This is a genomic window from Amycolatopsis sp. NPDC104819, from assembly GCF_055583145.1.
In genome coordinates, this window is the sequence record NZ_JBVJON010000010.1 from 95291 (window position 1) to 109064 (window position 13774).

Here is a 13774-nt window from a genome sequence, read left to right on the forward strand (position 1 = left end):
GTCCGCCAGACGGACAGAAGGGGTGGTTCCGGGTGGATTCCAGCACAACGGGCCCGTTGTCCGGGCTGCTGGTCGCGGACTTCTCCCGGGTGCTCGCCGGCCCGTACGCCACGATGCTGCTCGCCGACCTGGGCGCCGACGTCGTCAAGGTCGAAGGCCCGCAGGGCGATGAGACCCGCACCTGGATGCCGCCGGTACGCGGGGACGTCTCCACCTACTACCTCGGCGTCAACCGCGGGAAGCGGTCGATCGCGCTCGACCTGCGCGAGGAAGCCGACGCCGCGGTCGCGCGCGAGCTGGCGGCCCGCGCGGACGTCGTGATCGAGAACTTCAAGCCCGGCGGCCTGGCCAAGTACGGCCTGGACTTCGACGCGGTGAAGCAGGCCAACCCCGCGACCGTCTACGCCTCGATCAGCGGCTTCGGCTCCGGTGAGGGACGGCACGTCCCCGGGTACGACCTCATGGTGCAGGCGATCTCGGGGCTGATGAGCCTGACCGGCGACCCGGACGGCCCGCCGTACCGGGCCGGGATCTCGGTGTTCGACGTGATGGCGGGCAACCACGCCGTGATCGGCATCCTCGCCGCGCTGCGCCACCGCGACACGACCGGCGAGGGGCAGCACGTCGAGGTCAACCTGCTGTCCTCGGCGCTGACCGGCCTGGTGAACCACAGCTCGGCCTACGCCGCCGGCGGGGTCGTGCCGTACCGGATGGGCAACGCCCACCCCAGTGTCTTCCCGTACGAGCCGCTGCCGGCCGCCGACACGGACCTGATCGTCGCCGCGGCCAACGACGGCCAGTTCCGGCGGCTGTGCGAGGTCCTGGAGCTGCCGGACGTTGCGGACGACCCGCGGTTCGCCCGCAACGCCGACCGCACGCGCAACCGCGAGGAGCTGCGGCCGATCCTGGTGGAGCGGCTCGGCCGGAAGACCGCGGTGGAGTGGTTCGACGCGCTCACGAAGGTCGGTGTCCCGTGTGGACCGATCAACACCATCGACGGCGGGTTCGCGATGGCCGAGCGCTTCGGGCTCGACCCCGTCGTCGAGGTCGGCGAGGGCGAGCGGGCGGTTCCCACGACCCGGCACCCGATCCGGTTCTCCGCGACGCCGGCGGCCTACCGGCTGCCGCCGCCGGAGCTCGACGAACACGGCGCCGAGCTGCGCGCCTGGCTGACGGAGACCACGGATGACTGACCCCGTTTACGAAACCGCGCTCGGATCGTCCACGAAGGACAAGATCACCCTGCTCGGCCAGGACCTCGCCGAGGACGTGATGGGCACCGTCGGGTTCGGCGAGCTGGCGTTCTGGCTCGCGACGCAGCGACGTCCGTCCCCAGGGGAGACCCGGGTCTTCGAAGCGGTGCTGGCGGCGCTGGCCGACCACGGCTTCACCCCCACCGCGATCGTCACCCGGCTGACCTACCTGTCCGCGCCCGACTCGGTCCAGGGCGCGCTCGCGGCCGGGCTGCTGGGCGGCGGGTCGCGGTTCCTCGGCGTCACCGAGGACTGCGGCCGCTTCCTCCACGACGTCCTGTCCGCCGCCGACGAGCAGCCGGCCGACGAGCCGGGCTGGGACGCACTCGCCCTCAAGACGGTGGAGGCTGTTCGCGCGCAAGGGAAGTACGTTCCCGGGCTCGGGCACCACGTGCACAAGGACGGCGACCCGCGCACCCGGCGGCTGTTCGAGATCGCCGCCGAGGAGGACCTGCGCGGCCCGCACCTGGAGCTGTTCGCGGCGATCGGCCGGGTGCACCCGCAGGTGCTGGGCAAGACGCTGCCGCTCAACGGCGCGGGGGTCTGCGGCGCGGCGCTCGCCGACCTCGGGCTGCCGCTGCCGCTGCTGCGCGGGTTCGCGCTGCTGGCCCGGACCGCCGGGCTGATCGGCCAGCTCGCCGAGGAGCTGCGTCACCCCGTGGCGAACGACATCTTCCTGTCGGTCGACCTGAACAACCGGCCGGTCGCACCGGACCCGGAACGCTGAGAGGAACGCCGATGCAGCTGGTCACCGAAGACAACATCACCGAGCTCGCCGCGCGGCGCTGGGCGAGCGCGCACGACCCGCGGACCGCGGAGCTCATGGCCGCGCTCGTGCGGCACCTGCACGCGTTCGCCCGCGAGGTCCGGCTGAGCGAGACCGAGTGGATGGCCGCGATGCGGTGGCTCACCGAGACCGGGCAGATCAGCGACGAGAAGCGCGAGGAGTTCATCCTGGCCTCCGACGTGCTCGGCCTGAGCATGCTGGTGGTGCAGATGAACCACGCCTTCGACGCCAAGGCGACCCCCGCCACCGTGCTCGGCCCGTTCCACATCGACGGCTCGCCGGAGAAGGAGTTCGGCGGGGACATGTCCGACGCGCTGCCCGGCACGCCGCTCTACATCACCGGCACCGTCCGCGGTCTCGACGGCTCCCCCGCCGCCGGCGCGGTCCTCGACGTCTGGCAGGCCGACGAGGAAGGCGCCTACGAGTCGCAGATCCCGGGCATCGACGAGGCGCGGCTGCGCGCGAAGTACGTCACGCGCCCCGACGGGTCCTACTGCCTGCGCACCATTGCGCCGAAGGGCTACTCGATCCCGATGGACGGCCCGGTCGGCGAGCTCATCGGTGGCACCGACATCAGCCACTTCCGGCCCGCCCACGTGCACTTCCTGATCAACGCCGCCGGGTACGAGCCGCTGATCACGCACCTGTTCCAGGAGGGCGCCGAGTACCTCGACAGCGACGTCGTGTTCGGCACCAAGCAGGAGCTGGTCGTCGCGTTCGAGCCCCGCGAGCCCGGGCCGACCCCCGACGGTGGCGAGTCGGCCGAGCCGTGGCTCGAGGCGCGGTACGACTTCGTCCTGCAGCCCGTGTGACCGCCGGTGCGCGCGGCGGAGCTCCCCACGGCGGGCGGCTGCCCGGTGGTGACCGAACGAGCTGAGCCCGGGACGGCGCCGGACCGGGTCGCGGTGCGGGTGACGGCGGCGCCGATCACCCCGCTCGACCTGCTCTGCGCGTCCGGGACGTCCTACTTCGGCGTGCCGGCGACGCCGTACGTGCCGGGAGTCCAGGGTGTCGGCGTCCTGACGCACCCCACGGCGAGGCACCCGGCCGGGACCCCGGTCTGGTTCGCCACCACCGCGGGCATGCGACCGGGTGACGGCTCCATGGCCGAACACACCACCGTCGCCACCGGCGACCTCGTCGTCCTGCCGGAGGAGGCCGACCACACGCTCGTCGCGGCGCTCGGCCTGTCCGCGGTGGCGGCGTGGATGTGCCTGACCCGCACGGGCGGGCTCACCCCGGGTGAGACGGTGCTGGTGCTCGGCGCCGGCGGTGTGGTCGGGCAGGCGGCCGTGCAGCTGGCGCGGCTCGCCGGGGCCGAGCGGGTCGTCGCGTGCGCCCGCTCGGCCGAAGCCCTGGAGCAGGCCACGCGCCTCGGCGCCGACGCGGCCGTCCCGGTCGGCGACGAGGAGGCGCTGCGGGCCGCGGGGCCGGTGGATCTTGTCATCGACCCGGTGTGGGGCACCCCGGCCGCGGCGGCCCTGCGGACGTTGCGCCCGGGCGGGCGGCTGGTCAACCTGGGCGGATCGGCCGGGGACCACTGCCCGGTGGACTCGGCGACGCTGCGCAGCCGGTCACTGCGGATCCTCGGGTACACCAACAACGAGCTGACCCCGGCCGAGCGCGCCGAAGCGCTGCTCGCCGTGGTCGGATACGCGGCCGCGGGCGACCTCACGGTCGGGTACGAGCGGGTGCCGCTCGCCGACGCCGCCGACGCGTGGACGCGCCAGGCCGCCGGGGCCGCCCGCGGCCGGATCGTGCTGGTGCCCTAGCGGGCGTAGCCGTTTTCGATCAGCCGCTTGCCGATCAGGTCGTAGACGGCCGGGTCCTCCGGCGCGACCGTGGCCAGGCCGTCGACGTACCGGTTGAACAGGCAGAAGGACGCCGCGATCAGGACCGTGTCGTGCAGCTCGAGGTCGGTCGCGCCCTCGGCGCGGGCGGCGGCGATCAGCTCGTCGGTGACCGCGCGGCCCGTCTCCCGCACCGCGAGCGCGATCCACAGCAGCGCCTTGAGCTTCGCCGACACGGGGGCGTCGTCGATCCCACCGCACGCGGCGTCGACCACGGCCTGGCCGCCGTCGAGGGTCTGGGCCGCCACGGCGGAGTGGCTGCCGGTGCAGAACCGGCACTCGTTGCCGTTGGAGACGACGGCCGCGATCAGCTCGCGCTCCCCGACGGTGAGGCTGCTGGGGCCACGCAGCAGCACCTCGCCCAGCTGCCCGAGCGGCGCGGCGGTCTCCGGCCGGTAGGCGAAGAGCGCGCTGATCCCCGGCAGCTGCGGGTCGAGCGGGATGTGCGGCATGCAGTCCTCCTCCACGGACGGAAGATCTTCCTCTCCCAGTCTTTCGGGTGGCGGCGGCCCGGCCAACCTCCGTCTTGCCCAACCGGGCCGCCACCGAACGCCGGTCAGCCGATGGTGACGTCGTCGGCGTAGAGGGCACTTTGGCCGTACCAGCCGTGGACGTACACCGTCACCGCGCCCGAAGCGCCGGTGGTGAAGGGCACCGACAGCTGCGTCCAGCCGCTGCTCGAGGTCCACGTGCTGGCGTTCGCGCCGCCGCGGACGCCGAGGTAGGCGTAGCTGCCCTGCACCCACGCCTTGAGCGTGTAGGCGTGGTTCGGGGCGAGCGTGACGTTCTGGGCCGCCTCGCCGGTGGCCGAGGACGTCGGGACGACCTGCAGCGCGTGGGTGCCCGAATGCGCCGGCGTCGCGACGATCGAGTCACCCGAGGCGCTCCACGGGCTCAGGACGCCGGTTTCGAAGCCGCCGTTGACCACGCCGCCCGCGGGCGGGGTGCCCTTCACGGTGAGGGTGAAGGTGGCGCTGTGGCTGCCGGAGCTCGCGGCGCCGGTGACGGTCAGCGGGTAGACGCCGGGGACGGCCGCCGTCGTGGTGCTCACCGACAGCGTCGCGCTGCCGCCGGCGGTGACCGAGCCCGGGCTGACCGAGGCCGTGACACCGGCGGGCGCGCCGGTGACCGACAGCGTCACCTGCTGGGCCGAGCCGGACGTCACGGCGGTGCTCACGGTCGCGGTGGCGGAGCCGCCGGGGTCGACCGCGGCCGAGGCCGGGTTCGCCGCGAGGGAGAAGTCGTTGCCGGGCACGGAGGTGCCGCCGGTGAAGGGCTCGAAGGCGTGGCTGAAGAACCAGGTGTCCTGGGCGATGCCGGAGCAGTTGTCGGCCGCGGCGCCGCCGGGGCAGCTGCCGTTGTCGCGCTGCAGCGCCCAGAACGAGATCTCGTTGATGCCCTTGGACACCGCCCAGTTGTAGACGGTGGCCGCATCGGCGGTGGTGAAGGTTTCGGCCGGGCCGAAGTCGTCGACGCCGATCATCTCGGTGACCCCGACCATCGCCCACAGCTGGGCCTGGGTCTTGCCCGGGTACAGCGCGGCGAGCTGGGAGACCAGCCCGGTCGCGGCGGTCTGGGTGTCGGTGGCCATCTGGTGGGCGGCGTTGTCGTAGTAGTCGAAGGTCATGAGGTTGGCGACGTCGACGCGGGCGCCGTTGGTGACGGCGTTGCGCAGCACGGCCAGCCCGCTGTCGGCGAGGCCGCGGGTGGTGGTGGGCAGGGTGTAGGAGATCTGCAGCGAGCGCCCGGAGGCCGCGGCCCAGTCCTGGACCTTCTTGATCGCCTTGTTGCGGCGGTCGATCCCGGCGGTGTTGGTGAGCGAGTTGTCCTCGATGTCCATGTCGAGGCGCGGGACGTCGTAGGTGGTGATCACCGATTCGTACGCGGCGGCGATGGAGTCGACGTTGGTGCAGCTGTCGGCGATCTCGGTGCCGGTGTTGTCGGCGGTGTAGCCGCCGAAGGAGGGGATGACGTCGCCGCCGCGGGAGCGGATCGTGCTGATGTCGGCGCCGAAGGTGCCGCTGGAGATCGGCATCCCGGTGTCACCGTTCCAGTACACGGTGCAGGAGCCGCGGGTGGCGGCCTGGATGAACGCCATCGTGAGGTGCTTGGCGCCGGACTGCTGCGCGAGCGCGGCCGGGCTCTCCCCCGTCCACGCTTCGAAGTAGGGGGCGAAGACGTGCGTGGGCAGCGGCGTGGCGGCCTGGGCGGTTCCCGCGGCGGCGACCAGCGAGCTCACGGAAACCGCTGCGGCGGTTAGGAAAACGGACATTCGGGCGAAAGGTCTGCGTCGACGCATCTGCGCTCCAGTGCCGGCGGGGAGCCGTGCTGCGGCGTCGCACGGCGGGAACGTCTTCAGGATTGGATCAGACCAATCCATGCGTCAAGGTCTAGACCACTAAACCGGCCGGATGGCGGTAGGTGTTGCTCGCTGTCCGTAATGTCGGAACCGGCCGCGGGCCGACCACAGCGGGTGATTAACGATCGGAACAAAAACGTGCCAAATCCTGCGGCCTGCCGGTAGCGTGCGCGTCCATGCGGGTGACATGGGGGAAGATTGGACAACGCAGAGTGACCAAGCCGTGGCGGGCGGCCCCGAAGGCCGCCCTCTCCAGCCCGCTGACGCTGATCGTGGCGGCCGTGACCTCGCTGCTGGCCTGTTTCCTCGGCGCGGCCGCGGTCCTGCAGGCGTCCGCGGCCGGCGGCGCGACCGTCGCCTACCAGACCGGGATCACCTGCCCCGACAGCTACGGCCCGGTGTTCGGCAAGGGAAACATCCCCGTGCAGGACATCCCGGCGCTCACGCAGGCCGTCCAGCGCCACGCCCCCGCACACGGCTTCGGCACGCCGGTCGTCGGCCAGTACACGACCGTGCTGTACGGCACCAAGTTCGACGGCGGCCCGGGCTACAAGGTCCGCCTGGCCTCACGCGACCAGGCCGGGCTGGACAACCTGACGCTGCAGCAGGGAACCCGCGCGCCCGGGTGGTGGGTGGGCAACGTCCTGGCCGACGGTGAGCACGTCGGCGTCGGCGCGAAGACCAGCATCGCCGGGATGGCGCTGGCGCCGGTCACCGGCATCTACCGCGACCTGCTCGACCCGCCGCCGCGCTGGTGGTGCTCGCAGCAGTCGGGCGCGGTCGTCGACCGGCTGGCCAACGACCCGATCGACTCGATCGTCTTCGCCACCGACCACAAGACCTTCGACGACGCGATCAAGGCCATCGGCCTGCCCACCATGCAGTACTTCCACATCTCGTTCTATGAACCCCCGCCGACCACCCTCAGCGGCGCCGAAGACCTCCTGCAGCGCTCCCACGACCTGGTCGCCGACGTCCGCGCGGACCTCACCGCCCAGGGGCTCGGGAACCTGGTCGCCGCCGACGTCCCGACGTTCGAACGCTCGGTGCAGATCGCGCGCCAGGCCGAGGACAACGTGTTCGTCTCGATCCTGCCGCTGGCCCTGATCAGCGTCCTGGTCGGCTGCGCGGGCCTGGGCACCGTCGCCCTGCAGTGGTACCAGCGGCGGCACGCGCAGCTGCGGCTGCTGTCGGCCCGCGGCAGCGGCCCGGCGGCGCTGGGCGGCCTCGCCGTCGCCGAGCTGGGCCTGCCGATCATCCTCGGCGGGGCGGCCGGCGCGGTCGCGGCGCGGCTGCTGCTCGGCGTGTACGGGCCGGCCGGCTCCCCCGACCCCGCGGCGGAGCTGCGCGCCGGCGCCGTGGCGGCCGGGACGCTGCTGGTGTCGCTGGCGCTGCTGGCCCTCGTGGTCGCCGTCCGCGTGCACCGGGAGTTCGAGCTGGGCCGGGTGCGCGGCAAGGGCAACCGGGCGCGGCTGCTGGGCTACTTCCCGTGGGAGCTCGCGACCGCGGGGATGGCCTGGCTCGGCTGGACCCGCCTGACCCACTACGGGACGGCTTCACGCCTCGGAAATCCATTACCCCAGGTCGACCCGCTGGCCCTGACCTACCCGGTGTTCGTCGTGCTGACCGTGGGGCTGCTGACCGCGCGGCTGGCCTGGCTGGCCCTGCACGCCTCCCACCGCGCGCGGCTCTGGTCGCGCCCGGCGTTGCAGCTGGCGATCCGGCGCCTCGCCGGGGCCCGCGCCCCGGTCACCGGGGTGCTCGTGATCGGCACTCTGGCCATCGGCACGCTCGCGACCGGCCTCGGCATCGCCAACGGCCAGGAGGACGCCCTCGACACCAAGTCGGCGATCTTCGTGGGCAGCAACGCCCGGCTCGACACCGACAGCCCGATCGGGATGGGCGAGGTCTCGATGCCGGCGTCGCTGGCCGGGACCAGCACCGTGGTCGGTGAGCTGACCGGCACCGGCAGCGTGGTGCTGGTCGTCGACCCCGCGACGTTCACCCGGGGCGCCGCCGTGGACCACGTGCCCACCGGCGACCTCGGCGGGCTGCTGGCGAAGATCTCGCAGCCGGACCCGCGCGGCACCCCGGTGCTGCGGATCGGGCACACCGCCAAGCAGACCGCGCAGCTGCCGGACGGGCTGCCCGACGCCGTCACCGTCGCCGACCTGCCGGTGTTCCCCATGATCGGCACCTCCGCCGGGTACGTCGTGTCTCGCACGGTGCTGAGCCACGCGCAGCTGGACAGCGTTCCGAAGTGGAGCGTCCTGACGAGCGCGCCGATGGCCGAAGCGACCACCGCATTGCGCTCCGCGGGGGTGTTCATTCCGAACCGGGTCAGCCGGGAGTCCGCTTTGGACGGTCTGCCGTTCTTCGTGGTGTCGTGGACGTTCTCGTTCGTCGCGCTGCTGGGCGCGGTGCTCGGCGTCGTGGCGATCCTGGCGCTGCTGGTCGCGGTCGAGGTCCGGCGACGGCAGAACGCGCTGGCCGGCGCTTTGGTGCTGCGCATGGGAATGCGGCCGCGGACGCTGCTGGCGAGCCACCTGATGGAGCTGGGCGCGCTGAGCGGGCTCGCGATCGTCGTCGGGGTGGTGTGCGGGGTCTCCGTGGCCGGGCTGTCGGTGCCGCGGTTCGACCCCGCGACGTTCCTCGCGCCGCGCTCGGAGCTGCCCGACCCGACGTCGTTCGTGCTGACCGTGCTGGTCATCGGGCTGCTCGTGGTGGGCCTGGCCGGCTGGATCGCGGTGCGCTCGGTGCGCACCGCCCGGACCGCGGAGCTGATCCGTGCCTGAGAAACCGATCTTCTCCCTGCGCGGGGTCGGCGTCGACTACCCGACCCCGGCCGGGGTCGTCACCGGCGTCGACGACGTCAGCATCGACGTCCCCGCGCGCGGGATGACCGTGCTGGCCGGGCCGTCCGGGTCCGGGAAGTCGACGCTGTTGCGGGTGCTGGGCCTGTTCGAGTCGCCCGCGCGCGGCACGCTGACGTTCCAGGGCGCCGACGTGCGCAAGCTCCGGCACCGGGAGCGGCGGGCGCTGCGCCGCCACCACCTGGGGCTGGTGTTCCAGAACCCGTCGGACAACCTGCTGGGCTACCTGAGCGTCGCGGAGAACCTGCGCGCGGCCGCCGAAGCCGCGGGCACCGAGTGCGCCCCCGACGACATCCTCGGCCAGCTGGGCCTGCACGGCACCGGCGGCTGGAAGATCTCCGCGCTCTCGGGCGGGCAGCAGCAGCGGCTGGCCTTCGGGTGTGTGCTCGCCGCGCGCTCGACGGTGATCCTGGCCGACGAGCCGACGTCCCAGCTGGACGAGGCGTCGGCGGACCTGGTGCTGGACACCCTGCAGTACCTGGTGGACCAGGACTTCGCGGTGCTGGTCGCCTCGCACGACGAACGCCTCATCGACCTCGGCGCGCGGGTGGCCCGGCTGCACAAGGGCTCGCTCGAAGGTGTCGAAGAACGGGAGCCGCGACGATGACCGCCGAAGCCGCGCCGTCCATGCTGGAAGCCGTCGGGCTGCGCCGCAGCTTCGCCCACCCCAGCGGCGACATCGAGGTGCTGCGCGGGCTGGAGCTGCGGGTGGCCGCCGGTGAGCTGGTCACGGTGTCGGGCCGGTCCGGGTCGGGCAAGAGCGCGCTGCTGGCGCTGCTGTGCGGGTTCGACTCCCCCGACTCCGGCTGCGTGCTGCTGGACGGCGTCCCCATCAGCGGCGCGCCGCCGTGGCACACCTGCGCGGTGCTGCCCCAGGCGCTCGGGCTGGCCAACGAGCTGACGATCGCGGAGAACGTCGCCCTGCCCCTGCGGCTGCGCTCGGACGTGCCACGGCCGTCGAAGGCCGACATCGGAGCGCGTGTCACCGAGCTGCTGGATGAGCTGGGCATCGGCGACCTCGGCGACCGGTACCCGCTGGAGGTGTCGTTCGGGCAGCAGCAGCGGGTCGCGCTGGCCCGCGCGGTGGCCGGGCGGCCGCGGGTGCTGCTGACCGACGAGCCCACCGCGCACCTGGACGCCGGTTCGACGCCGCGGGTCCTGCGGTTGCTGCGCCGGTGCGCGGCCGAGGGGGCGGCGGTCATCGTCGCGACCCACGACGACGAGGTGCACAACATCGCCGACCGCCGCGTCCGCCTGCTCGACGGCGTGCTCACCGCGCTGCTCGACTAACCGATCAGGAATCGAGAAGCACTGGTCAGCGGGGCCGCAATACCGTCGTCGACGTACCACAACCGACGAACTTCAGGAGCACCGATGAGCACCCAGGGGATCAAGACCGTCCTGCACCCGGTCACCGACGTGGCCGCCGCCAAAGCCGTCTACACCGCGCTGCTGGGCCTCGAGCCGCAGGCCGACGCGCCCTACTACGTCGGCTACGACGTCGCCGGCCAGCACATCGGGCTCGTGCCCAACGGCGCGCAGCAGGGCATGACCGGGCCGGTGACCTACTGGCACGTCGCCGACCTCGAGGCGAAGCTGGCCGAGGTGACCGCCGCGGGCGGGAAGGTCAAGGACGAGCCGAAGGACGTCGGCAACGGCCGCCTCGTGGCGACCTTCACCGACGCCGACGGCAACGTCCTCGGGCTGCTGGAAGACCCCGCGTAAGACGTCAGCGGCGGCCCTCGACCGTCAGGTCGCCGCGGGTCGCCGCGCGGAGGTGGTCGCCGGCCAGCACGTCGTGCGGGTAGCCGAGGTCGATCGCGCTGACCTCGGCCAGCCGCGCCAGCCGGCCGGCGGTCAGGTCCACCTCCAGCGCGCCCAGGTTGCCCGCCAGCTGCTCGGGCGTGCGCGCGCCCAGGATGGGCGCCGTCACCCCCGGGGTGTGCAGGAGCCACGCCAGCGCGACCTGGGCGGGAGTGTGGCCCACCTCCGCGGCGACCTCCGCCACGACGTCGGCGATCGTGAGGGTCCGCTCGGTGACCATGCCCAGGTTCGTGTTGAAGCTCTTGCGCGAACCGGGTTCCGCGCCGGCCGCGGTCAGGTCGGCGCGGCGGTACTTGCCCGAGAGGATTCCGCCGCCGAGCGGCGAGAACGGCGTCACCCCCAGCCCCATCGCGCGGGCCATCGGGACGAGGTCGCGTTCGGCGGCCCGGTTGACGAGGCTGTACTCGATCTGCAGCGCCACCAGCGGCGACCAGCCGCGCAGGTCCGCGATCGCCTGCATGCGCGAGACCTCCCACGCCGGCACGTTCGACATCCCGACGTACAGGACCTTGCCCTGGCGGACCAGGTCGTCCAGCCCGCGCAGGATCTCCTCGACCGGCGTCGTGAAGTCCCACACGTGCAGGAAGAGCAGGTCGAGGTAGTCGGTGCCCAGCCGGCGCAGGCTCGCCTCCACCGACGCGAACAGGTTCTTGCGGTGCGGGCCCCCGGAGTTCGGGTCGCCCGGCGTGCGCAGCGTCGAGTACTTCGACGCCAGCACCAGGCTTTCGCGGCGCCCGCGGACGAACTCGCCCAGCAGGCGCTCGGCGCTGCCGTCGGTGTAGGTGCCGGCGGTGTCGACGAAGTTGCCCCCGCGCTCGACGTAGGTGTCGAACAGCTTGCGGGCCTCCTCCGGCCCGGCGCCCCAGCCCCATTCGGTGCCGAAGGTCGCCGTGCCCAGCGCCAGCGGTGAGACCCGCACCCCGGAGCGGCCCAGCAGCCGGTAGGTGTCGAGGGTGAGTGGCATGTGTGACTCCCGTGTTCGTGATCCGGTGCGGCCACCAGCCTGCGACGGCCACGAGCGCGGGGTAAGGGAAGGAGCTTCCTGGGAACACGAGTCCCACCCGGGCGGTTGCACCGGGCATGATCACGCGCACCCAGGAGCTGGCCGCGTTCCTGCGGACACGACGCGAACGGCTGGACCCGGGCCAGGTCGGCCTGCCCTCACGCAAGCAAGCACGGCGCACCCCGGGCCTGCGCCGCGAAGAGGTCGCCGAGCTGGCCGGGATCAGCGTCGACTACGTCGTGCGGTTGGAGCAGGCCCGCGAGCTGCGGCCCTCGGCGGAGGTGGTCGACGCGCTGGCCGGGGCCCTGCGGCTGGCCTCGGACGAACGCGCCTACCTCTTCGACCTGACCGGGCAGCGCGCCCGCGACGACGGCAAGCCGGCCACCACCGCGGCGGCGCCGCTGGCCCGGCTGGTGGCCGACCTCGCGCCGCTGCCGGCCATGGTGCTCAACCACCGCTTCGACATCCTCGCCTGGAACCCCGCGATCGCGCGGCTGCTGCTGGACTTCGACACCCTGCCCCCGCCGCAGCGCAACGCCATGTGGCTGTGCCTGAGGCACCCGAGGGCGCGGGACTTCTACGCCGACCGCGACCGCGTCGTCCGCGAAGGGATCGCCCACCTGCGCACGGCCTGGGCCGCGCACCCGGAAGACCGGGTACTGGGCGAGCTGATCACCGGGTTCCTCCGCGACGACGAGGACTTCGCCCGGCTGTGGGCCGAGCGCGACGTCAAGGTCAACGGCCGTGGCCGCAAGGTGCTGCACCACCCCGACGCCGGCTCGATCACGGTGGACTTCGAAACGCTCACGCCGCTGCAGGACCCCGACCAGCTGCTGGTGATCCACCGCGCCGCGGACGAGGAGAGCCAGGCCGCGCTGGACCGGCTCAGTGCTGCTCCAGCGCCGTCGCGCGGCTGACATCCTCCCACGCCGCCAGATCGGCGGCGAGCGCTTCGTGCTGGGCCCGGATCGCGTCCACGGCGTCCGCGCCCAGCGCGAGGTGCAGCGGAGCGTCTTCCGCGCCCACCGCGCGGACGATCGCCGCGGCCGCCTTCGCCGGGTCGCCGGGCTGGCTGCCGTCCATGGCCTCGACCGCGTCCCGCGTGCCCGACGTCGACACGCGGTAGGCGTCGATCGTGCGGGAGCGGTGCATGCGCCCGCCGCCGAACTCCGTGCGGAACGCGCCGGGCTCGACGATCAGCACCCGCACCCCGAACGGCGCGACCTCCGCCGCCAGCGCCTCGGACAGCCCTTCCAGCGCGAACTTCGCCGCGCTGTAGGCGCCGAAGCCGGGCATCGACAGCTGCCCGCCCATCGAGCTGATCTGCACCACCGTGCCGCTGCCCTGCGCCCGCAGGTGCGGCACCACGGCCTTGGTCACCGCGACCGCGCCGAAGAACATCACCTCCATCAGGCCCCGCAGCTCCGCCATCGTCAGCTCTTCGACGGCGCCGACCGAGCCGTTGCCGGCGTTGTTGACCACGACGTCGATGCGGCCGAACGCCTCGAGCGCGGTCTTCACCGCCGCGTCGACCTGCCCGGCGTCGGTCACGTCCAGCGCCGCGGCCCGGACCCGGTCACCGCCGCGCTCCTGCAGGTCCGCCAGCGTTTCCGGCCGCCGCGCGGTGGCCAGCACCCGGTCGCCCGCCGCGAGCGCGGCCAAGGCGATCTCGCGGCCGAAGCCGGCGGAGCAGCCGGTGACCAGCCAGACGCGGCCGTCGGTGTTCGTCATGTTCGGTTCCTCCAAGTGGTTTCTCCCTCCCATCCTGGAGACGATCACCGCCGTGCCGCCAACACCGATGTCCTGCCGGGGCTACAGTCTGAGC

Annotated in this window: 13 protein-coding genes; 9 read left to right on the forward strand and 4 right to left on the reverse strand. The window is 73.0% G+C overall.

Features of this window, described 5'->3' with window-relative positions; all coding sequences use genetic code 11:
* Positions 1-32 precede the first annotated feature (32 nt).
* The 4 genes from ACZ63E_RS30420 to ACZ63E_RS30435 are packed head-to-tail and all read left to right on the forward strand — an operon-like array spanning position 33 to position 3812.
* Positions 33-1193: a CaiB/BaiF CoA transferase family protein gene (locus tag ACZ63E_RS30420; protein ID WP_465339569.1), complete on the forward strand. Its 1161-nt coding sequence runs from the start codon at positions 33-35 to the stop codon at positions 1191-1193.
* Positions 1186-1980, forward strand: coding sequence for a citryl-CoA lyase (locus ACZ63E_RS30425; RefSeq protein ID WP_465339570.1), 795 nt, complete (start codon positions 1186-1188; stop codon positions 1978-1980). The genes ACZ63E_RS30420 and ACZ63E_RS30425 overlap by 8 nt, the downstream gene beginning before the upstream one ends.
* An 11-nt stretch (positions 1981-1991) precedes the next feature.
* On the forward strand, positions 1992-2852 hold the full coding sequence (locus ACZ63E_RS30430) for a dioxygenase family protein (protein WP_465339571.1): 861 nt from the start codon (positions 1992-1994) through the stop codon (positions 2850-2852).
* A 48-nt stretch (positions 2853-2900) separates the two neighbouring features.
* Positions 2901-3812 carry a quinone oxidoreductase family protein gene (locus ACZ63E_RS30435; protein WP_465339572.1) on the forward strand — a complete coding sequence of 304 codons (912 nt, stop codon included), beginning with the start codon at positions 2901-2903 and terminating at the stop codon, positions 3810-3812.
* On the opposite strand, the gene ACZ63E_RS30440 is transcribed toward ACZ63E_RS30435, so the two are convergent.
* Both ACZ63E_RS30440 and ACZ63E_RS30445 read right to left on the reverse strand, forming a co-directional pair.
* Positions 3809-4342 (reverse strand): carboxymuconolactone decarboxylase family protein, encoded by a 534-nt coding sequence (locus ACZ63E_RS30440; protein ID WP_465339573.1) that lies wholly within the window; start codon positions 4340-4342, stop codon positions 3809-3811. The two genes, ACZ63E_RS30435 and ACZ63E_RS30440, sit on opposite strands and share 4 nt — an antisense overlap.
* A 104-nt stretch (positions 4343-4446) precedes the next feature.
* Positions 4447-6162 carry a glycosyl hydrolase family 18 protein gene (locus tag ACZ63E_RS30445; protein WP_465339575.1) on the reverse strand — a complete coding sequence of 572 codons (1716 nt, stop codon included), beginning with the start codon at positions 6160-6162 and terminating at the stop codon, positions 4447-4449.
* A gap of 299 nt (positions 6163-6461) precedes the next feature.
* Between ACZ63E_RS30445 and ACZ63E_RS30450 the strand changes: the two genes are divergently transcribed.
* From ACZ63E_RS30450 to ACZ63E_RS30465, 4 genes are all read left to right on the forward strand, one after another.
* Positions 6462-9044 (forward strand): FtsX-like permease family protein, encoded by a 2583-nt coding sequence (locus ACZ63E_RS30450; protein WP_465339576.1) that lies wholly within the window; start codon positions 6462-6464, stop codon positions 9042-9044.
* Complete coding sequence (locus ACZ63E_RS30455; protein WP_465339578.1) at positions 9037-9729, forward strand: ABC transporter ATP-binding protein; 693 nt, start codon at positions 9037-9039, stop codon at positions 9727-9729. Before ACZ63E_RS30450 ends, ACZ63E_RS30455 begins: the two co-directional genes overlap by 8 nt.
* The gene (locus tag ACZ63E_RS30460; RefSeq protein ID WP_465339580.1) at positions 9726-10412 is read left to right on the forward strand and encodes an ABC transporter ATP-binding protein; all 687 of its coding nucleotides are present in this window, start codon (positions 9726-9728) and stop codon (positions 10410-10412) included. The genes ACZ63E_RS30455 and ACZ63E_RS30460 overlap by 4 nt, the downstream gene beginning before the upstream one ends.
* Positions 10413-10496: 84 nt before the next feature.
* On the forward strand, positions 10497-10847 hold the full coding sequence (locus ACZ63E_RS30465; RefSeq protein ID WP_465339581.1) for a VOC family protein: 351 nt from the start codon (positions 10497-10499) through the stop codon (positions 10845-10847).
* Between the two features lie 4 nt (positions 10848-10851).
* On the opposite strand, the gene ACZ63E_RS30470 is transcribed toward ACZ63E_RS30465, so the two are convergent.
* A complete protein-coding gene (locus ACZ63E_RS30470; protein WP_465339583.1) occupies positions 10852-11910 on the reverse strand; it encodes an aldo/keto reductase in 1059 nt (352 codons plus the stop codon).
* A gap of 116 nt (positions 11911-12026) precedes the next feature.
* Between ACZ63E_RS30470 and ACZ63E_RS30475 the strand changes: the two genes are divergently transcribed.
* A complete protein-coding gene (locus ACZ63E_RS30475) occupies positions 12027-12866 on the forward strand; it encodes a helix-turn-helix transcriptional regulator (protein WP_465339585.1) in 840 nt (279 codons plus the stop codon).
* Here ACZ63E_RS30475 and ACZ63E_RS30480 read toward each other — a convergent pair.
* Positions 12835-13680 carry an oxidoreductase gene (locus ACZ63E_RS30480; RefSeq protein WP_465339587.1) on the reverse strand — a complete coding sequence of 282 codons (846 nt, stop codon included), beginning with the start codon at positions 13678-13680 and terminating at the stop codon, positions 12835-12837. The genes ACZ63E_RS30475 and ACZ63E_RS30480 overlap by 32 nt on opposite strands.
* Between the last annotated feature and the right edge of the window lie 94 nt (positions 13681-13774).